Annotated in this window: 18 protein-coding genes; 9 read left to right on the forward strand and 9 right to left on the reverse strand. The window is 61.7% G+C overall.

Annotated elements, in window-relative coordinates:
* Positions 1–7: 7 nt before the first annotated feature.
* Together CI807_RS19650 and CI807_RS19655 are read right to left on the reverse strand one after the other, a co-directional pair.
* Positions 8–1,339: a flavin-containing monooxygenase gene (locus CI807_RS19650; protein ID WP_371857985.1), complete on the reverse strand. Its 1,332-nt coding sequence runs from the start codon at positions 1,337–1,339 to the stop codon at positions 8–10.
* Between the two features lie 84 nt (positions 1,340–1,423).
* Complete coding sequence (locus tag CI807_RS19655) at positions 1,424–2,026, reverse strand: response regulator transcription factor (RefSeq protein ID WP_095015833.1); 603 nt, start codon at positions 2,024–2,026, stop codon at positions 1,424–1,426.
* 116 nt (positions 2,027–2,142) lie between these two features.
* Here CI807_RS19655 and CI807_RS19660 point away from each other — a divergent pair, with 116 nt between their 5' ends.
* The gene (locus tag CI807_RS19660; RefSeq protein ID WP_095015834.1) at positions 2,143–3,756 is read left to right on the forward strand and encodes a hybrid sensor histidine kinase/response regulator; all 1,614 of its coding nucleotides are present in this window, start codon (positions 2,143–2,145) and stop codon (positions 3,754–3,756) included.
* On the opposite strand, the gene CI807_RS19665 is transcribed toward CI807_RS19660, so the two are convergent.
* Positions 3,746–4,081, reverse strand: a complete 336-nt coding sequence (locus CI807_RS19665) for a hypothetical protein (protein WP_016976110.1) — start codon at positions 4,079–4,081, stop codon at positions 3,746–3,748. The two genes, CI807_RS19660 and CI807_RS19665, sit on opposite strands and share 11 nt — an antisense overlap.
* Before the next feature lie 175 nt (positions 4,082–4,256).
* Between CI807_RS19665 and CI807_RS19670 the strand changes: the two genes are divergently transcribed.
* Positions 4,257–4,727: a GNAT family N-acetyltransferase gene (locus CI807_RS19670; RefSeq protein WP_095015835.1), complete on the forward strand. Its 471-nt coding sequence runs from the start codon at positions 4,257–4,259 to the stop codon at positions 4,725–4,727.
* Positions 4,728–4,849: 122 nt separating this feature from the next.
* Here the strand turns inward: CI807_RS19670 and CI807_RS19675 are convergent, their stop codons facing one another.
* Together CI807_RS19675 and CI807_RS19680 are read right to left on the reverse strand one after the other, a co-directional pair.
* Positions 4,850–5,335 (reverse strand): HIT family protein, encoded by a 486-nt coding sequence (locus CI807_RS19675; RefSeq protein ID WP_095015836.1) that lies wholly within the window; start codon positions 5,333–5,335, stop codon positions 4,850–4,852.
* A gap of 91 nt (positions 5,336–5,426) precedes the next feature.
* Positions 5,427–6,458, reverse strand: a complete 1,032-nt coding sequence (locus CI807_RS19680) for an NADP-dependent oxidoreductase (protein ID WP_095015837.1) — start codon at positions 6,456–6,458, stop codon at positions 5,427–5,429.
* Positions 6,459–6,545: 87 nt separating this feature from the next.
* Between CI807_RS19680 and CI807_RS19685 the strand changes: the two genes are divergently transcribed.
* Complete coding sequence (locus tag CI807_RS19685; RefSeq protein WP_095015838.1) at positions 6,546–7,478, forward strand: LysR family transcriptional regulator; 933 nt, start codon at positions 6,546–6,548, stop codon at positions 7,476–7,478.
* A 24-nt stretch (positions 7,479–7,502) separates the two neighbouring features.
* Here CI807_RS19685 and CI807_RS19690 read toward each other — a convergent pair whose 3' ends face one another.
* Positions 7,503–7,970 (reverse strand): copper chaperone PCu(A)C, encoded by a 468-nt coding sequence (locus tag CI807_RS19690; protein ID WP_095015839.1) that lies wholly within the window; start codon positions 7,968–7,970, stop codon positions 7,503–7,505.
* The gene (locus CI807_RS19695; protein WP_016976099.1) at positions 7,970–8,578 is read right to left on the reverse strand and encodes an SCO family protein; all 609 of its coding nucleotides are present in this window, start codon (positions 8,576–8,578) and stop codon (positions 7,970–7,972) included. Before CI807_RS19695 ends, CI807_RS19690 begins: the two co-directional genes overlap by 1 nt.
* Before the next feature lie 164 nt (positions 8,579–8,742).
* Here CI807_RS19695 and CI807_RS19700 point away from each other — a divergent pair, with 164 nt between their 5' ends.
* The 3 genes from CI807_RS19700 (at position 8,743) to CI807_RS19710 (ending at position 10,410) form a co-directional block, all read left to right on the forward strand.
* Positions 8,743–9,126: a DUF2946 domain-containing protein gene (locus CI807_RS19700; protein WP_095015840.1), complete on the forward strand. Its 384-nt coding sequence runs from the start codon at positions 8,743–8,745 to the stop codon at positions 9,124–9,126.
* Positions 9,127–9,188: 62 nt separating this feature from the next.
* A complete protein-coding gene (locus CI807_RS19705) occupies positions 9,189–9,734 on the forward strand; it encodes a putative natural product biosynthesis protein (RefSeq protein ID WP_095015841.1) in 546 nt (181 codons plus the stop codon).
* A 238-nt stretch (positions 9,735–9,972) separates the two neighbouring features.
* Positions 9,973–10,410 carry a carboxymuconolactone decarboxylase family protein gene (locus CI807_RS19710; protein WP_016976095.1) on the forward strand — a complete coding sequence of 146 codons (438 nt, stop codon included), beginning with the start codon at positions 9,973–9,975 and terminating at the stop codon, positions 10,408–10,410.
* A gap of 3 nt (positions 10,411–10,413) precedes the next feature.
* Here CI807_RS19710 and CI807_RS19715 read toward each other — a convergent pair whose 3' ends face one another.
* Together CI807_RS19715 and CI807_RS19720 are read right to left on the reverse strand one after the other, a co-directional pair.
* A complete protein-coding gene (locus CI807_RS19715) occupies positions 10,414–12,564 on the reverse strand; it encodes a TonB-dependent siderophore receptor (protein WP_095015842.1) in 2,151 nt (716 codons plus the stop codon).
* Positions 12,565–12,649: 85 nt separating this feature from the next.
* A complete protein-coding gene (locus CI807_RS19720; RefSeq protein WP_095015843.1) occupies positions 12,650–13,546 on the reverse strand; it encodes a helix-turn-helix domain-containing protein in 897 nt (298 codons plus the stop codon).
* Between the two features lie 140 nt (positions 13,547–13,686).
* Between CI807_RS19720 and CI807_RS19725 the strand changes: the two genes are divergently transcribed.
* The 3 genes from CI807_RS19725 to CI807_RS19735 are packed head-to-tail and all read left to right on the forward strand — an operon-like array spanning position 13,687 to position 17,447.
* The gene (locus tag CI807_RS19725; RefSeq protein ID WP_038843459.1) at positions 13,687–15,045 is read left to right on the forward strand and encodes a glutamine synthetase family protein; all 1,359 of its coding nucleotides are present in this window, start codon (positions 13,687–13,689) and stop codon (positions 15,043–15,045) included.
* 24 nt (positions 15,046–15,069) lie between these two features.
* Entirely contained in the window at positions 15,070–16,158 is a 1,089-nt protein-coding gene (locus CI807_RS19730) for a polyamine ABC transporter substrate-binding protein (protein ID WP_095015844.1), read from the forward strand.
* Complete coding sequence (locus CI807_RS19735; protein WP_095015845.1) at positions 16,155–17,447, forward strand: FAD-binding oxidoreductase; 1,293 nt, start codon at positions 16,155–16,157, stop codon at positions 17,445–17,447. Before CI807_RS19730 ends, CI807_RS19735 begins: the two co-directional genes overlap by 4 nt.
* Positions 17,448–17,554 lie beyond the last annotated feature (107 nt).

Raw genomic sequence — 17,554 nt, forward strand, 5'->3', positions numbered from 1 at the left:
AAAGGGATCAGGCGCTGACAGGGGATGGACGAACCACCGTGGCGGTTTCGCGGTATTCAAGGTATTGGCGTTGGATGGCAATGTGGTCGGCCACATACTTGGCGTCGTGCCAAACACCCCAGATAAACGACGAACCCCGGCGCGATTGCCATGGCAAGCCGAGGAAGTAGATCCCCGCCTCGCTGGACACGCCACGCTGGTGCTGAGGCTTGCCGGCTTCGTCGAAGGCGGCGACCTTCAGCCAGCTGTAGTCCACGGCAAACCCGGTGGCCCAGATGATCGAGGTGACACCGGCCTGGGCCAAGTCCAGTTCCAGGATCGGATTTTTGATGCAGTCGGCGTCAGGGAACACGCGACGGGCTTCGGGTTCCAGCGGCAGGTCGACGCCGTTGCGCTCGATATAAGCGTCAGCCGCATCCAACAGGGCCAGGTAGTTTTCATCGCCGCGTGCCAGGTTTTCCACCAGGTTTGGTTGGAAGCGGGCGACGCTGCCATCGAACGCTTGCGTGAGGCCGACCAGGGTCATGCCTTGCTGGGCCAGCTCACGGAAGTCGATGGTCTTGCCGCCATGTGCGCCGCTGACTGCGATGGTCACGTGCTCGCGGCCGGGTTTCATGGCCGCCTGGTCCCACTCGCCCAGTACACCCAGCCACCAGCAAAAGTCGCGGTTGCGGTAGGCGCGGGGCGGGCGGTCGTGGGCGCCGACCGAGAGGTATACCTGACGCCCCGAGCGCTGCAATTCATCGGCGATCTGCACGCCGGAGGAACCCGCGCCGACCACCAGCACCGCGCCGGCCGGCAGTTGTGCGGGGTTGCGGTAGTCGGCGGAGTGGATCTGATGCAGCGTGGTGTCTTTCGGCGCGATGGCCGGAATCACCGGTTTCTGGAACGGGCCGGTGGCGGCGACTACACGGTTGGCCTCGATCACACCTTCGCTGGTGTGTACGGTGAAGCCAGGGCGGCCGACATTACGCACCACAGACAGCACCTCCACGCCGGTACGGATCGGTGCATTGAACTTGCGGGCATAGGCCTCAAAGTAATCCGCCACACGCTCTTTCGGTGCAAACCCATCCGGCGCGACCGTGTCGAATTCCAGCCCCGGAAAGCGGTCATGCCAGGCCGGCCCGTTGGCCACCAGCGAATCCCAACGCCCGGTGCGCCAGCGCTCGGCGATACGGCTGCGCTCCAGCACCAGATGGGGCACACCTTGCTTGCTCAAATGCTCGCTCATGGCCACGCCAGCTTGGCCGGCGCCTACCACCAGCGTGTCTGTTTTTGTTATTGCTTGAGTCATGTCTCTGTCCTTGCGTAATGCAGTTGGATTCAGCGTTTGCATGACTTCAAGGCTAGGGGGAGGGGGGTTATAAATAAAATATTATTAAGCTGGGAAGTGAGCATAAATATCGGATGCAGAGCTCATCTAGAACTCCCCGGAATACTTCACCGCTGCCGCGGCCCGCGACGGCACATCCAGCGTACGCAACAGCGACGACACATGGATGCGCACGGTAAACGGCGAGATATCCAGGGCCTTGGCGATTTCCTTGTTGGTCTTGCCTTGGGCAATCAGGCGCAGCACGTCCTGCTGGCGGGCGGTGAGGGTGTGAGTGTCCAGCGGCAGCAGGCCGGAGGGGGCGAACTTGACCAGCACTTCGCCTTCACGGATGGCCAGCAGGGCCTGGCCGATCTCGTCGGGGGCGATGTTCTTGCCGATGAAGCCATCTGCGCCCAGGGCCATGACCTGATCGATCAATGCCGGGTCATCCACCATCGACACCACGATCAACGTGGTGCGCCGTAGTTGCTGGCGCAGGTCGACCAGTTGGCTCATGCAGGTCAAGCCAGGAAAACGCAGGTCGAGGATCAGGGTGTCGACCTCGCTGCCTTCGCCGATCAGCGCGAGCACCGTGTCCAGATCGCCGGCTTCCTGCACTACAGCGTCCGGTAGCAAGCGCTGCACCGTGCGCAGCATGGCTTCGCGAAACATCGGGTGGTCGTCGGCGATGATGATGCGACCGGTCATGTGGGTGCTCCTTCCTGGGGCAAGGGTGTGCGGTTGCATGCTACCTTACCACTGCGCCCAGGGGCTGCCTGTGGCACATGTTGGATTTGTTGATTGCCGCACAAGGACGTAACCCCATGAGTCTTGAGACCAACTCCGAACTCGACCAGGCCAACCTGCGCATCGTGGTGGCCAGCATCGCAATCGTCTACATCGGCGCCTTGGGCTTCCTGCCCGGACAGTCGGTGGACACCTACCTGCCGGTGATCCTGTATATCTTCCTGTTCCTGCTGGCTTCCATCGTATTGCGCCAGGTGATCGCCCGATGGCCCGGGCATTATCCGGCGCGGCGGATCTTCGGCATGATTCATGACTACACCGGCACCTCGTTCGGCATGGTGGTCGGCGGCGAGGCGGCCTTGCCGCTGTATGCGGTGATGGTGTGGGTCAACCTCGGCAATGGCATGCGCTACGGCTCGCGTTACCTGGCGATTGCCACGGCGCTGGCACTGCTGGCGTTGCTGATCGTGTACCGCCTCACGCCGGTGTGGCAGGCGCAGCCGTTCATGGTGCTGATGCTGATGATCACCAGCACGGTGATCCCGGTGTACGCGCATATCCTGCTGGAACGCACACGCAAGGCGTCCGAGCAAGCCATCGCTGCCAACCTGGAAAAGTCGCGTTTCCTCGCCCAGGCCAGCCACGACCTGCGCCAGCCCATTCACTCCATCGGTTTGTTCACTGCGTGCCTGCGCGAAGCCCGGTTGGGCGATGAAGAGCGGAGGCTGGTGGACAATATCGACCGTTCGCTGCTCAACGTATCGCAACTGTTCCGCTCGATTCTGGACCTCTATACCCTCGACAACGGTCGCCTGCTGCCCAAATACCAGGCGGTGCACCTGGGTGAATTCCTGGCCGATCTGGTGCGCCAGAACGCCGAGGCCGCGCGCTGGGCCGGTGTGGAGTTGCGCTTGCGGCCGTGCGCGCACTGGGTGCTGGTCGACCCGGCGCTGTTGGCAACCATGGTGCAGAACGTGCTGTCCAATTGCTTCAAATATGGCGCGCATCGTCCGGTGCTGATCGGCGTGCGCATTCGCGACGGCGGCTTGGCGGTGGAGATTCATGACCGAGGGCGAGGGATTGCCGAGGAGCATCTGTCAAAGGTCTTCGAGGAGTTTTATCGGGTACGCCACCTGCGTGACAAAGACGTCGAAGGCGTGGGCCTCGGGCTGTCCATCGTCAAGCGCCTGGGGCAGTTGATGGGGGTTCAAGTGAGCCTGCGTTCACGCGTGGGTCAGGGTACTTCCGTGAGCTTGTATGGCCTCACCCTGGCCACCGCGCCGCGAGCAACGGTACCGCGTGATGACACGCGCCAGGCCGGGTTGCTCACCGGTTTGAAGGTGTGCCTGGTGGAAGATGACCACAACGTGCTGCTCGCCACCCAGGCGCTGCTGGAGCGCTGGGGGTGCGACGTGCAGGCGGAGTCTTCGGGGCGTGACCTGGTCAGCGACTGCGACATCATCGTCGCCGACTACGACCTGGGTAACCACGCCACCGGTATCGAATGCATCGACGCTCTGCGCGAGCAACGTGGCTGGGCGGTCCCGGCGCTGATCCTCACTGGGCACGATGTGGAGAAAATCCAGGCCGCGTTGCACGACCGTCAGATCGCCATTCTCTCCAAGCCGGTGCGCCCCGCTGAACTGCGCGGTGTTCTGCGGGACCTGAGCCAGGAGGCGGTTACTGGGTGAAGCCCTGCAGTGGGTTGCCCCGTGCACCTTTGGGCTGGCAGTAGGCGGCAGGTTTCATCATGCCGAAGCTGGCAACGGCAAACATGCCGCCGCTGGCACCGCTGGGCACCGAGCAGTTGTACTCCCCGGATGCCGCACTGGCGACGTAGTAGGTGGTCATCGAGTCGCTGCGCACGTTGGAGATACGCTTGACCGGTTCGCCCAGGTTGGTTTCCGACAGCGTCTTGAGGTGGTCTTCGGTGGGCTTGATGTTGCTGCAGCCGGCGACGCCGATGAACAGGGCACCCAACAGGGTAAGGCGGGTAACAGAGGATTGCAGTTTCATGGTGCTTCTTCCTTGGGGTTGTTATGGTTTTTCCAGCGCACAACACGCCCACGCGCAATAGATGCACGGTGCCGAAGGAGCGTTGGAAGTGCCGGGGAATATAGCGCCGCAGGGGAGTAGGGTCGATTAGCACAAGTGTGCTAATGGCACGATGATTTCATGGAAGGAGCGTGAAATGCTGGAGATAAAACGGGCCACTCCAGAGGATGCCCAGGTAGCGTTCGACATCCGCTTGCAGGCCATTCGAAGCCAATGCATCGGCGCCTACACTCAGGAGCAGATGATGCTGTGGACGCGGGGTAAGGCCGAGGATGGTTACAGCGCGCTGATGGATAAACCGTTTTACCTGGGGTGGGTGGACGGTCAGGCGGTAGTCAGCGGAATGCTTGATCTGGCCAATAACGAGGTGGGGGCGCTGTTCGTCCTGCCGGATTACACCGGGTGCGGCTATGGCAAGGCGATGCTGGATTTTCTAGAGGACCAGGCGCATGAGCGGGGCATCCCCACATTGGTGCTGGATTCGACGCTGAATGCGGTGGGTTTCTACCGCGAGCACGGGTATGCGGGAGATGAGCAGGCGGTCTATCACTCGCCATCAGGCTTGCAGTTGGCCTGTATCCCGATGACTAAACACCTTACGACCTGACACCCAGGCCCTGTAGGAGCCGGCTTGCCGGCGAAAAAATCACGGACGCCGCACTCATCCAGAACACCCGCGTCATCGTTGACGATTTTCGCTGGCAAGCCAGCTCCTACAGTCGAACTGTTTCAATCATCAAAATGTGCCTGTAGGCTTTCGATGACCTGCGCCACCGAGGCTCCGTGGATGACCGGTGGTGTGAGGCTCTCGCCAAACTCACGCCACACAAACAGCGTTAACTCAGCGCCATCGGTCAACGTTTGCGCCGGGGGCTGCGAGCCAAAATCCTGCAGCAACCGATACCGATCATCCCGCCAGAATGCTTCCTCCACCCAGTCGTACACCGGGATGAAATGAAAATGCAGCGGGAATCCCGGCATGTGTCCATAGCGGCTGATGTACAGCCATTTTGGCTTGAGCTGCGTCTCTATCACGCGCTGGGTCTTCGCCAGCAATCCACCCAGTTCCGCTAACGCCGCGTCCGGCATAGCCGCCAGGGAGTGGATCGGTGCCCTGGCGCCCAGCATCAGGTAGCCCGGCAGTGCTGAATCCACATGATGGTTAAGCCGCCAGTGTTCGGTTTCGAGAAGAATGTAGGCCGGGTCGATCTGCATAAGCGTATCCATGAGAGCTGTGTCTGCAGAATACCTGTATATCGGTGTCGACGGTCCCTCGTTCCGGGTGGATAGCCTCAAGCGACTCCGGTTATTGTGGATTGAGGCGCACGATCAATTTGCCGAAATTGCGCCCTTCCAGCAGCCCAATAAACGCCTCGGGTGCCTGGGCCAGTCCGTCGACAACATCCTCGCGCCATTTGAGTTTGCCTTCGGCGATCCACTGCGCGGCCTCGTGCAGGAATGTGTCCTGCTGCTGATCGACAAACTCGGTCTGGATAAACCCACGCACGGTCAGGCTCTTGGCGAGAATGTCATGCATCGTTGCAGGCAATCGGTCCATCGTTGCTTCTTGAAGGGCGCCATCGTTGTAATGAGCGATCAGCCCGCACACGGGTATACGCGCAAAATCATTGAGCAGCGGTCGCACGGCATCCCACACAGGCCCGGCGACGTTCTCAAAGTACACGTCGATACCCTGGGGGCACGCCTTGGCCAACTGCTCGGCAAAGTCGGGGGCGCGGTGGTCAATGACCGCATCAAAGCCCAAGTCGTCTTTCACGAATGCGCACTTGTCCGCTCCACCGGCAATACCCACGGCACGAGCACCGTGCAGGCGGGCGATCTGGCCGACCACTGAGCCGACTGCACCGCTGGCGGCTGCGACGACTACGGTGTCGCCGGGTTTGGGTTTGCCGATATTGAGCAGGCCGGCGTAGGCCGTGAAGCCCGGCATGCCCAGCACGCCGAGGGCGGTGGTCAACGGTACGCCGCCTGGATCCAGGCGGCGCAGGTCTTGCCCGTCAGACAACGCGAAGCGCTGCCATCCCGCGTAGGCCAAGACGATATCGCCTGCGTGCCAATCGGCGTGACGTGAGTGCTTGATACGCGCCACGGTGCCGCCCACCATCACTTCACCGATGCCCACCGGCTCGGCATACGATTTGGCGGCACTCATGCGCCAGCGCATGTAAGGGTCGAGAGACAGGTAAAGGTTTTCCAGCAGCACCTGTCCATCGTTCGGCTCGGGGATCGGTGCGTATTCAAGGCGGAAATCGGTGGTTTTCGGGCGACCTTCGGGGCGAGCGGCCAATACGATGCGCGGGTTCTGGAGGTTATCCATGATGTTTCTACTCACTGATTGAACAGGCTGAGCAGCGTAGTCATACGGTGGCTATCAAGGTAGGCTGATAGCGGTTGATTCAGAGTTATGCCAAACATGATATCCGACGCGTTCGAACCTTATTTGCTGCGCACCTTTGTCGCGGTGTGTCATCACGGCAGCCTCAGTGGCGCCGCGCAACAGGCGGGCAGGGCGCAATCGGCGCTGAGTGCGCAGATTCGCCGCTTGGAAGAGGTGCTCGGGCAACGCTTGTTGCGGCGCACCGGGCGTGGCGTGGTGCCGACCACTGAGGGCGAACTGTTGCTCAGCTATGCCACACGCATCCTGGCGTTGGGCGAAACAGTGGCGACACGCTTGAAGGAGCGTACGGTAATGGGCACGGTGCGCGTCGGCCTGTCGGAAGACGTCGCCGTCTCGGCGTTGCCCGCCGCTCTGGGCCGTTTACGCCGTGCCAGCCCCCATGTACACATGGACATCACCGTGGACCACGGCGATGCGCTCGCTGAACGCTGGCACGACGGTTTGCTCGACGTGGCCATTGGTGTGAGCTCGGTATTTGCTGCCGACCCCGTGCATACCTGGAATATGCCGTTGTATTGGGTGTGCGGGATCGATGATCAAATCGACCCGGCGTTGGCGTTGGATGTCATCGTGTACGCCGAACCTTGCGCGTGGCGGCGCCTGATGTTCGACGCGTTGTTGACCGCCGGCCGCGATTTCCGTGTGACCGTCACCAGCCCGAATATCGGCGTAATCATGGCGGCCGTGGAAAGCGGCCTGGGTGTCGCGTTGCTGCCGGCTGAAAATATTCGCCCCGACACCATGCGCGTAATCGCATTGGGCCCCAGCGGCAGTCCAGTGTTGAGCGTCAATTACGGATTATTCGCGGTACCGCGTCAGACCGACAGCATTCGCGCGACGGTCGAGTTGCTCAGCGAGAGTTTTCACCTGATGACGCAGCCAAGGTCAGGCGGCCTGATCCGTTGCGATACACCCCACCCAACGCTCGCACCCACGTGATCGGCGCCAGCCGCTTGCTGTGACTCAATGCATCTTGCTGTGGTCCATCCCATCCACGCCACGGGCCGGCGCGTTCACTTCAATCGCCTGCTTCTCGCCCTTGGCGTTTTGCACGGTCAGGGTCAGCGGCACCTGGTCGCCTTCCTTGATCTGGCCGGTCAGGCCCATCAGCATCACGTGGTAGCCGTTGGGGTCGAGGCTCACAGCCTTGCCGGCGGGCAGGGCCACGGAGTCCACCGGGCCCATGCGCATGACGTCGTCCTTCATGCTCATTTCATGGATCTGCACGTCCTTGGCCACCGGCGAGGCCACGCTCAGCAGTTTGCTGTCAGTGTCGGCGGTGACGGTCATGAACGCGCCGCTGGACGGCTGGCCCGGCACGGTGGCGCGTACCCAGGCGTCGGTGACTTGCACCTGGGCGCTGGCGTGGGCGGCGAGGCCCAGCAGGGTCATGCCGATGAGGGTGCGTTTGAGGTGTTGAACGGCAGTCATTAGCAGACCTCCATGACGGTGAGCAGGTCTTCTGCGCACTCTTTAGCGGTAAGGGATGCCTGCAGGCCCAGGCGCAGGTTGCCACGGGTGTCGAACACGAAACTGGTGGCGGTGTGGGACAGGGTGTAGGTGTCGCCGGCGGGGATCTTTTCATAAAAGATCCCGAACTCCTTGGCGGCCACGGCGATTTCTTCCGGGGTGCCGTACAGCGCTTCGAAGCTCGGATCGAAAGCCTTGACGTACTTGTCGAGAATCTCCGGCGTGTCGCGTTCCGGGTCCAGGGTGATGAACACCACCTGCATGATTTCGCCGTCGCGGCCCATCAGCTTCTTGGCCTGCGCGGCGCGCGCCAGGGTGGTCGGGCACACGGCCGGGCATTGGGTGAAGCCGAAGAACACCACCGGCATCAGGCCACGGAACGAACTCAAGGTGACGGTTTCGCCGTCGGTGTTCTTGAGCTTGAAGGTACGGCCCATGATCTTGTCGCTCAGGTCCTTGCCGTACTTGAAGTTCAGCTTGGGGCTGTAGTCACAGCCGCCCAGCAGGCTGCCCAGGCCCAGCAGGCCCATTCCGGTCAGCACTTTGCGGCGGGTGAATAAGGTACTCATCAACTGTGCATCCTGTGAAACGCCTGCATTGCTCTGGATCAATACGTCAGGCTTTGAGGGCGCCCAGTCTACCAACCCTGGGAAGTGCACGTAATCTGCGACGTTCTGCCACAGGGGCCTGCGACATTTCATCATTTGGCGGCTCTGGTGGTAGAGTCGCCGCCATGAAATTGAGCCACCCCGACCGTTCCCTGATTGCCTGGGCCCTGTACTTCTGCGTGCTGATGAACCTGTTCGTCTGCGGTTTGGGGCATGGTCAGATGATGGGCCAGGAGCTGAATGGCATCGGCGGGGCGTTCTGTTCGGTGGACGGCAAGCCGGCGCCACTTTCCGACAAAGGGTTGGGCAGCCCGTCTTCCAGCAACATCTCGAACTACTTTGCTTGCCCGGTCTGCAACGCCTTGACGGTTGCCCTGGTGTTTCTGGTCGGCCTGGCCTGGTTGCTGGGCCTGGGGAAAACCCCGCGCCCGGCTCACGAACGGCGCAACAAGGCGCCGCCGCGCTATTCCTGGCCCTCGGCCAACCCCCGCGCTTCTCCCGCATTCTGACGTATGCCTTGGGCCTCCCGTGATCGGGCGGCATTCCCTCGTCATGACTGTGAGTGCGTTTCATGAATCACCTGTTGCCCGCAGGCGCCAGCCGCCTGGTCAGCAAGGCGTCCCGCCGCCTGCACGCGGAACCAACGCCGCCGGAATACCCGAGTAACTCCCGCAGCTTTGTGCACCTGGATGCGCGATTGTTGCCGTATTGGCACACCTTGTTCGATATCTGCCCGGCGCTGCTCAAGCTGGATCCGCCCGAAGGATTGAACCTGTTTCGCAGCTTCATGACCTGGGCCTATCGCAACCGGCCGCCGCTGGATTGGACCTATCACCTGAATGTCTGCCGTTGGCTGCTGGGCTCGCCATATCGGTCGCAGATCGACGACGAGCCGATCGAGGCGTTCATGGCGGCGGCTGCGGCGCGGTGGGTCAATACGGATGAGAGTCAGGCCCAGGGTGTGGCCCTGGCCTGGCAGTCGTCACGGGTGGTCGACTGGAAAGACGCCCGCGCAGTCGGTACCGAACCGCAGGCGTTGCCGCCGTCATCCTGGGATTTCGCCTGGTGCCCGTTAAAAGCGCCGGGCGGTTTCAGTGGGTGGTTGTCGGTGCCTTGAGGTGCTCTCGGATCCATGGTTCGACGCCTGTCACCGCGATGTGGTGTTCGGCATTGAAGGTTGCGGCGGGGTCCCAGGCCACGCCGTTGCCTTGGGCGAATACCGCGCGCTACTGCTTCAGGTTGTTATCGACACTCCAAACCAATTGGTCACCCATTCTTCCCCCAAATTGGATATTCCTCCCCCAAGGCCCGATGACTAACCTAGCCATCAATCCGCACTGCCCTGGAGCAACATCATGCAAACCCGTACTGATTTCTACACCGCCTCCCCAGACGCCATGAAAGCCATGCTCGCCCTGGAAGCGGCCGTTGGCAAACTGTCCATCGAACTGCCCCTGTTGGAACTGGTCCGCCTGCGCGTCTCGCAAATCAACGGCTGCGCCTTCTGCCTCGACATGCACACCGCCGACGCCCGCAAAGGCGGTGAAACCGAACGCCGCCTGTACACCGTCTCGGCCTGGCGCGAAACGCCATTCTTCACCCCGCGTGAACGCGCCGCCCTGGCTTGGGCCGAGAGCCTGACCCTGATCAGCCACACCCACGCCCCGGACGAAGACTTCAACGCACTGGCCGCCGAGTTCAGCGCCCAGGAGCAGATCGACCTGAGCGTGGCCATCGCCACCATCAACAGTTGGAACCGTCTGGCCGTGGGCTTTCGCAAGATGCCGAAGTAAGCTTTAGAAGTTGACCGAAGCACTCAGGCGTGCCGTCAACGGCGCGCCCTGGAACAGATAGTCATCGCCCATGTACTCGCCTGCGTCGCGCCAGTAACGCTTGTCGAACAGGTTGTCGACGCTCAGGCGGAACACCGTCTCATAGCCGCTCACTTTGGTGGTGTAGCGGCTGCCGACGTTCACTACTGCGTAATCCCCCACCTCCACATTGCCGCTGCGGTTGGCGTACTTCTTGGCGCTGTATTGCACGCCGCCGAGTAGCGCCAGGCCGTTCACCCATGGCAATGCATAATCGGCATACACACTGGCGCGCAGCTTGGGCACGTTGATCGCTTGGTGGCCCTCATAATCCGCAGTACCGCTGCCGGTCACCCGCGCCCGAATCGCCGCCACGCTGGTTGCGATCTGCAGACGCTCGGTGGCCCAGCCATTGGCCGACAGTTCCAGGCCGGTGTTCTTCTGTTCGCCTTGTTGCACGTAGTCGAAGTTCCCCGTGCCGTCCGGCTTGGCGTACTGGTAGGCCTGGCGGGTCTGGAATACAGCGGCGGTGAAGCTCATGCGGCGCCAGTCGTATTTAACGCCCGCTTCGATTTGACGTGAGGTGGTGGGGGCCAGGGTTTCGCCGTCGTTGCGGGTTGTCCAAGGTGCCTCACCGCCCAGGGACAGGCCTTTGCTGTAGCTGGTGTACAGCGACACATTTTCCACCGGTTTGTAGATCAACGACGCCTGGGGCAGGAACTCGTATTGCTGGGTGTGACGTTGTTGATTGCCGTTTTGATCGAAGGCTTTTTCATCCAGGCGCACCTCACGGCCGCCGAGGATAGTCTGCCATTGCTCGTTGAAGCGGATGCGGTCCGTTACGAACAGGCCGTATTGGCGGCTGTCGAGACGCCGGTGCTTGTCGTTCAACGGCACGTCGGTGGGGGTGAAGGTTGGGGCGTCGACATTGATGTTGGCGCTGCCGATGTATTCGTTGACCGACTTGCGCTTGTCGACTACTCGGCGAAATGCGCTGGTGCCAACGGTCAGTTCATGGCCCAGGCTACCGGTGTCGAACAGCCCAGTCATGGCCGCCTGCACTTCGTCGTCACGGCGGGTGTCGTCGGGGCTGCGGTAGTCGTAGATGTCGTAGTCGCCGGTGGGGCTGAAGAAAGCAGTGCCGCAATCGGTCACATAGAAGCAGCCATAGGCAAACGAGCTGTAATCATCGATCACCACCTTGCTGCGCGCCGCGCTGACACTGCCTTTCCACTGATCGCTGAAGCGATACTCGAACTTGCCGTTGAGGTTCAGCGAATCAATGCCCACTTGCTTCGACCCACTCTGGTGGCCCAGCAGTTTTTTCGGTGAAGCATCGTGGGGTACTTCGGTGCCGCCGAGCAATTGGTAGCCCGGCACCGAACGCTGTTGCTTGTTCTGGTATTCCGCATCCAGCTGCAACACTGCATCGGGGCTGATGTTCCAGTCGAACGCCAGGGACACAAAATCGCGCTGGCCATTGGCGTGCTCTACATAAGAATTGAGGTCTTCATGGGCCACGTTGGCGCGCAGGCCGAATTGCTGCTCGCTGCCAAACCAGCCGCCCACGTCGGTGGCGATGTAGCCGCTGCCGCGATCGTCGGTGGAGACGGTCACCGAGCGCACGTCTTCCGGGCGCTTGGTCACGTAGTTGATCACGCCGCTTGGCTCGGAAATCCCGCTTTGCAGGCCCGCCAGGCCCTTGAGCACTTCGACCTGCTGTTTGTTTTCCAGGGCGACGTTCTGCTCGCCCGTGATGGTGCGCCCGTTGATCTTGTAGCTGCTTGCCGCGTTCAGCGAGAAGCCGCGCACCACAAAGTTTTCGTAGTAGCCGATGGGTGCGTAGCTGTCGCCCACCGAGGCATCGTTGCGCAGCACTTCGCTGAGCAGGCGCGCCTGCTGGTCCTTGATCAGCGCGGCGTTGATCACTGTGATCGACGCCGGAGTGTCCAGCAGCGGCGCATCATCGAAGCCGGCCACCGAGGCGGTTTCACTGCGATAGCCGGACTCTTCCTGGCCCTGGACGTTCACCGCCGGCAGCTCGATTTCAGCCGCCAGGCTGCTGCCGATGCCGCCGCTGAGCAGCAAGCCGAGGGCGAAACGTGAGGAAACGACGGGACGAAAACGCAAAACCATGGGGCAGGGCCTTAAAGCGCGGGCGGGGGGCGCATAAGCTAGGCATATCGGCCAGGTTTTACAAGGTATTGAGAAGGCTTCTCCGTTAGTGGCGTTGCTTCAGCGTTTCGCTCGGCAGTTCTTTGAACAACGCCCGGTAACTGTTGGAAAACCGCCCCAGGTGCCAGAACGACCAATTCATCGCCACCTCGGCCACGGTGGCGTTCGGTGAGCCCAACAACTCCCGCCGCGCCCCATTCAACCGGCGCAACCGCAACCACTGCGCCGGGCTCATTCCGGTGTAGGTCTTGAAACCCTGCTGTAACTGACGCAACGGCACGCCGGCAATCCGCGCCAGCTCCAGCAGGTTGACGGTCTCATCCGGTGTATCCGCCGCCCATTCGCCGATGCGCGCCATCAGCCGGCGTTCTTCGCTGCGTCGCTGCAACGAATGGCGGTCGAGGCACACGCAGGCGTTGTCGAGGATGAACAGGCAATCGTCCAGCAACTGCTGGGTGAGGGCGTCACGGCTGGCGGGGTCGATTTCGGTGGACAAGCGGGTGAGGGTGCCACTCAGCCAGCGGCTGAACAGCCCATTCTGCTGGCAGGTCAGCGGCGCCATGAACAGGCCTTCGAGTTTCGCCACATCCAGCCCATGGCGCTGCACGAATTGCGGCCCGAACACCACCGCCACTTCTCGGTAGTTTTCCGGGGTGATCCAGGTGTTGTGGCTTTCGCCGTTGAGCATATACAGCGCGTTGTCGCTGCCGTCGAAACAGAACGCCAACGAGCCTGGAGGTGCATTGAAATGCTGCTCCACGCGGGTGTTCATGCACTCCTCGTAAACCTCCACACCCTGCAAGTCCAGATAGCGGATCCGCCCGGCAAAATGCCCTGGGGACATTTGCTGGTACTGCTGCACCCAACCGGGTGTCGCATTGCATTGAGCGGCCACATCACCGGTGGTGAAGGCCTGTACGCGCAAAGCTGTTGCCTGTGTCATGGGTAACCTGGGCGCACTCTATTGGTGCGTTGTGGTTCGTGCAAAGTGGATAGATGCCGCAGGGGCGGCGGCATCAAGATAGACCTCAATGCGCCAGGAGTACAAGCCGGCGCATGCACCCAACCCATGACGAGGTCCTTATGAACGCCCCCTTCGATCAGCTGTCCGCCTGGCTGAAAGAACACAAGATTACCGAAGTCGAATGCGTGATCAGTGATTTGACTGGCATCGCACGCGGCAAGATTGCGCCTACCAACAAGTTCCTGCATGAGCGAGGCATGCGCCTGCCGGAAAGTGTGCTGCTGCAAACGGTAACCGGGGACTTTGTCGACGACGACATCTACTACGACCTGCTCGACCCGGCCGATATCGACATGGTCTGCCGCCCGGTGTCCAATGCCACCTATGTGGTGCCGTGGGCGATTGAGCCCACCGCGATTGTGATTCACGACACTTTCGACAAGCAGGGCAACCCCATCGAACTGTCGCCACGCAACGTGTTGAAGAAGGTCCTGCAGTTGTACACCGACCAGGGCTGGCAGCCGATCGTCGCGCCGGAAATGGAGTTCTACCTGACCCAGCGCTGCGAAGACCCGGACCTGCCGCTGAAAACCCCGGTAGGCCGCTCCGGCCGCGCCGAAACCGGGCGTCAGTCGTTTTCCATCGATGCCGCCAACGAATTCGACCCGCTGTTCGAAGACGTCTACGACTGGTGCGAAGCCCAGGGCCTGGACCTCGACACGCTGATCCACGAAGACGGCCCGGCGCAGATGGAAATCAACTTCCGCCACGGCGATGCCCTCGACCTGGCCGACCAGATCACCGTGTTCAAGCGCACCCTGCGCGAGGCCGCGCTCAAGCACAACGTCGCCGCGACTTTTATGGCCAAGCCGGTGGCTGACGAGCCGGGCAGCGCCATGCACCTGCACCAGAGCGTGGTCGACATCGCCACCGGCAAACCGGTGTTCGTCGACGCTGATGGCAACAAGAGCCAACTGTTCCTTCACCACATCGGCGGCTTGCAGAAGTACATTCCCAAGCTGCTGCCGATGTTTGCGCCCAACGTGAACTCGTTCCGCCGCTTCCTGCCGGACACCTCGGCACCGGTCAACGTCGAGTGGGGTGAAGAAAACCGCACCGTCGGCCTGCGCGTGCCCACCTCCAGCCCCGACGCCATGCGTGTGGAAAACCGCTTGCCCGGCGCTGATGCCAATCCCTACCTGGCGATTGCCGCTAGTCTGCTATGTGGCTACCTCGGGATGATCGAGCAGATCGAACCCAGTGCGCCGGTGGAAGGTCGCGCCTATGAACGCCGCAACCTGCGCCTGCCGTTCACCCTCGAAGATGCGCTGGCGCGCATGGAGGATTGCGACACGGTCAAGCAGTACCTGGGCGACAAGTTCGTGCGGGGCTACGTCGCGGTCAAGCGCGCCGAGCACGAGAATTTCAAGCGGGTGATCAGTTCCTGGGAGCGTGAGTTCCTGCTGTTGAGCGTCTAAAAAAACCAAAAAAGGGGTGTCGATATGCGTCTTGTGAAACAGCTTCTCCCGCTGGCCCTAGTGGCCGCGTTCAGCAGCGCCAGCCAGGCGGCGCAGACGGTCAGCGTCTACAACTGGACCGACTATATCGGCGAGACGACCTTGGCCGATTTCCAGGCCAAGACCGGGATCAAGCCGATCTACGACGTGTTCGACTCCAATGAAACCCTGGAGGGCAAGTTGCTCGCCGGGCGCACCGGCTACGACGTGGTGGTGCCGTCCAACCACTTCCTGGCGCGCCAGGTGAAGGCCGGTGCGTTCCTCAAGCTCGACCGCGCGCAACTGCCCAACTTCAAGAACCTCGACCCCAAGCTGCTCAAGCTGCTGGAAAAAAATGACCCAGGCAACGCGCACTCGGTGCCGTACCTGTGGGGCACCAATGGCATCGGCTATAACGTCGACAAGGTCAAGCAGGTGCTGGGCATCGACCATATTGATTCATGGGCGGTGCTGTTCGAGCCCGAGAACATCAAGAAACTCAACCAATGCGGCGTGGCCTTCCTCGATTCGGCGGACGAGCTGTTCCCGGCGATCCTTAACTACATGGGCAAGGACCCGCGCAGCGAGAACCCCGAGGACTACAAGCAGGCCGAGGCCAAGCTGCTGACGCTGCGTCCGTACATCACGTACTTCCATTCCTCCAAGTACATCTCGGATTTGGCCAACGGTGATATCTGCGTGGCCTTCGGGTATTCCGGCGACGTGTTCCAGGCTGCCAATCGCGCCAAGGAAGCCAAGAATGGGGTGAACATTGCTTATTCGATTCCCAAGGAAGGCTCCAACCTGTGGTTCGACCTGCTGGCGATTCCCGCCGACGCGAGCAATCCGAAAGAAGCCCATGCCTTTATCAACTACCTGCTCGACCCTGAGGTGATCGCCAAGGTCAGCGCCTCGGTGGGGTATGCCAATGCCAACCCGGCGGCCAAGGCGTTCATGGACCCGGAACTGGTGAACAACCCTGAGGTGTACCCGTCCCAGGCCGTGCTCGACAAACTCTATATTTCCACCACGCCGACCCCGGCGACCATGCGCCTGATGACCCGGGCCTGGAGCAAAGTGAAGACCAACAAATGATGCAGTCGACTGACCACGCCCGGTCCTACTACCGGGCCACGGCCAACGCCCTGACGGAGCGCCCCGCATTGGGCGCCGACCTGACCGCCGATGTGTGCGTGATCGGCGGCGGGTTCACTGGCGTGAATACCGCCATCGAACTGGCCCAGCGCGGGCTTTCGGTTATTTTGCTGGAAGCCCGGCGCATCGGCTGGGGCGCCAGCGGGCGCAACGGCGGGCAGTTGATTCGCGGTATCGGCCATGACGTGTCGGGATTTGCCAAATACGTGGGCGAGGAGGGCGTGCGTTACCTGGAGCGTGCCGGCATCGACTCGGTGGCGTTGGTGGGCGAGCGTATTCGTGCGCACAGCATCGACTGCGACCTGCGCTGGGGCTTTTGCGAGTTGGCCAATACGCCCGCGCAGTTCGCTGCATTCAAAGGCGAGCAGGCGCACCTGGCGGAGCTGGGGTATACCCACGAAACGCGCCTGGTGGGTCCGCAGGATATGCGACAGATCGTGGGTTCGGCGGTATATGCCGGTGGTCTCGTCGACATGGGCTCTGGCCACTTGCATCCCCTGAATTTGGTATTGGGTGAAGCGCAGTTGGCCGAGTCTCTCGGGGTGCGGATCTTCGAGCACACTGAGGTGCTTGAACTGAACCACGGCGACACGGTGCAAGTGCGCTGCGCAGGCGGCACGGTACGCGCCGACTACCTGGTGCTGGCCTGCAATGCCCATCTGGAGGAACTGGAGCCGCGATTGAGCGGCAAGGTACTCCCGGCGGGCAGCTACATCATCGCCACCGAGCCGTTGTCGGAAGATGTGGCCAACCAGTTGATCCCGCAGAACCTCGCGCTGTGCGACCAGAAAGTCGGCCTGGATTACTATCGATTGTCCGCTGACCGCCGCCTGCTATTCGGCGGCGCCTGCCATTACTCCGGCCGTGATCCGGCGGACATCGCCGCCTACATGCAGCCGAAAATGCTCAAGGTGTTCCCGCAATTGGCCAATGCCTCCATCGAGTTTCAGTGGGGCGGCAAGATTGGCATCACCGCCAACCGCTTCCCGCAGGTGGGGCGCCTGAAGCAGTACCCGAATGTGTTTTATGCCCAGGGCTATTCCGGGCATGGGTTGAACGTAACGCACTGGTGCGCAAAGTTGCTGGCCGAAGGCATCCACGCCGGACACAGCACGGGCCTGGATATTTTCAGCCGGGTGCCGCACATGACCTTCCCCGGCGGGAAAACGCTGCGCTCGCCGCTGCTGGCGTTGGGGATGTTGTGGTACCGCCTGAAGGAGTGGGTCTAGCACAATCCCCTGTAGGAGCTGGCTTGCCAGCGATAGCGGTGGTTCAGTCGACGCATCCGGTGGATGACCTGCCGCCATCGCCGGCAAGCCAGCTCCTACAAGTGGGG

The sequence above is a fragment of the Pseudomonas sp. NS1(2017) genome (assembly GCF_002269425.1).
Taxonomy (GTDB): domain Bacteria; phylum Pseudomonadota; class Gammaproteobacteria; order Pseudomonadales; family Pseudomonadaceae; genus Aquipseudomonas; species Aquipseudomonas reactans.

Excerpts from the sequence above, each read along its gene's own strand:
- CI807_RS19665 (WP_016976110.1), bottom strand. The coding sequence starts at position 4,081 with ATGAAACTGCAATCCTCTGTTACCCGCCTTACCCTGTTGGGTGCCCTG.
- CI807_RS19725 (WP_038843459.1), top strand. The coding sequence starts at position 13,687 with ATGAACGCCCCCTTCGATCAGCTGTCCGCCTGGCTGAAAGAACACAAG.
- CI807_RS19710 (WP_016976095.1), top strand. The coding sequence starts at position 9,973 with ATGCAAACCCGTACTGATTTCTACACCGCCTCCCCAGACGCCATGAAA.
- CI807_RS19685 (WP_095015838.1), top strand. The coding sequence starts at position 6,546 with ATGCCAAACATGATATCCGACGCGTTCGAACCTTATTTGCTGCGCACC.
- CI807_RS19690 (WP_095015839.1), bottom strand. The coding sequence starts at position 7,970 with ATGACTGCCGTTCAACACCTCAAACGCACCCTCATCGGCATGACCCTG.
- CI807_RS19715 (WP_095015842.1), bottom strand. The coding sequence starts at position 12,564 with ATGGTTTTGCGTTTTCGTCCCGTCGTTTCCTCACGTTTCGCCCTCGGC.
- CI807_RS19655 (WP_095015833.1), bottom strand. The coding sequence starts at position 2,026 with ATGACCGGTCGCATCATCATCGCCGACGACCACCCGATGTTTCGCGAA.
- CI807_RS19705 (WP_095015841.1), top strand. The coding sequence starts at position 9,189 with ATGAATCACCTGTTGCCCGCAGGCGCCAGCCGCCTGGTCAGCAAGGCG.
- CI807_RS19675 (WP_095015836.1), bottom strand. The coding sequence starts at position 5,335 with ATGCAGATCGACCCGGCCTACATTCTTCTCGAAACCGAACACTGGCGG.
- CI807_RS19680 (WP_095015837.1), bottom strand. The coding sequence starts at position 6,458 with ATGGATAACCTCCAGAACCCGCGCATCGTATTGGCCGCTCGCCCCGAA.
- CI807_RS19670 (WP_095015835.1), top strand. The coding sequence starts at position 4,257 with ATGCTGGAGATAAAACGGGCCACTCCAGAGGATGCCCAGGTAGCGTTC.
- CI807_RS19700 (WP_095015840.1), top strand. The coding sequence starts at position 8,743 with ATGAAATTGAGCCACCCCGACCGTTCCCTGATTGCCTGGGCCCTGTAC.
- CI807_RS19720 (WP_095015843.1), bottom strand. The coding sequence starts at position 13,546 with ATGACACAGGCAACAGCTTTGCGCGTACAGGCCTTCACCACCGGTGAT.
- CI807_RS19735 (WP_095015845.1), top strand. The coding sequence starts at position 16,155 with ATGATGCAGTCGACTGACCACGCCCGGTCCTACTACCGGGCCACGGCC.
- CI807_RS19660 (WP_095015834.1), top strand. The coding sequence starts at position 2,143 with ATGAGTCTTGAGACCAACTCCGAACTCGACCAGGCCAACCTGCGCATC.
- CI807_RS19650 (WP_371857985.1), bottom strand. The coding sequence starts at position 1,339 with ATGCAAACGCTGAATCCAACTGCATTACGCAAGGACAGAGACATGACT.
- CI807_RS19695 (WP_016976099.1), bottom strand. The coding sequence starts at position 8,578 with ATGAGTACCTTATTCACCCGCCGCAAAGTGCTGACCGGAATGGGCCTG.
- CI807_RS19730 (WP_095015844.1), top strand. The coding sequence starts at position 15,070 with ATGCGTCTTGTGAAACAGCTTCTCCCGCTGGCCCTAGTGGCCGCGTTC.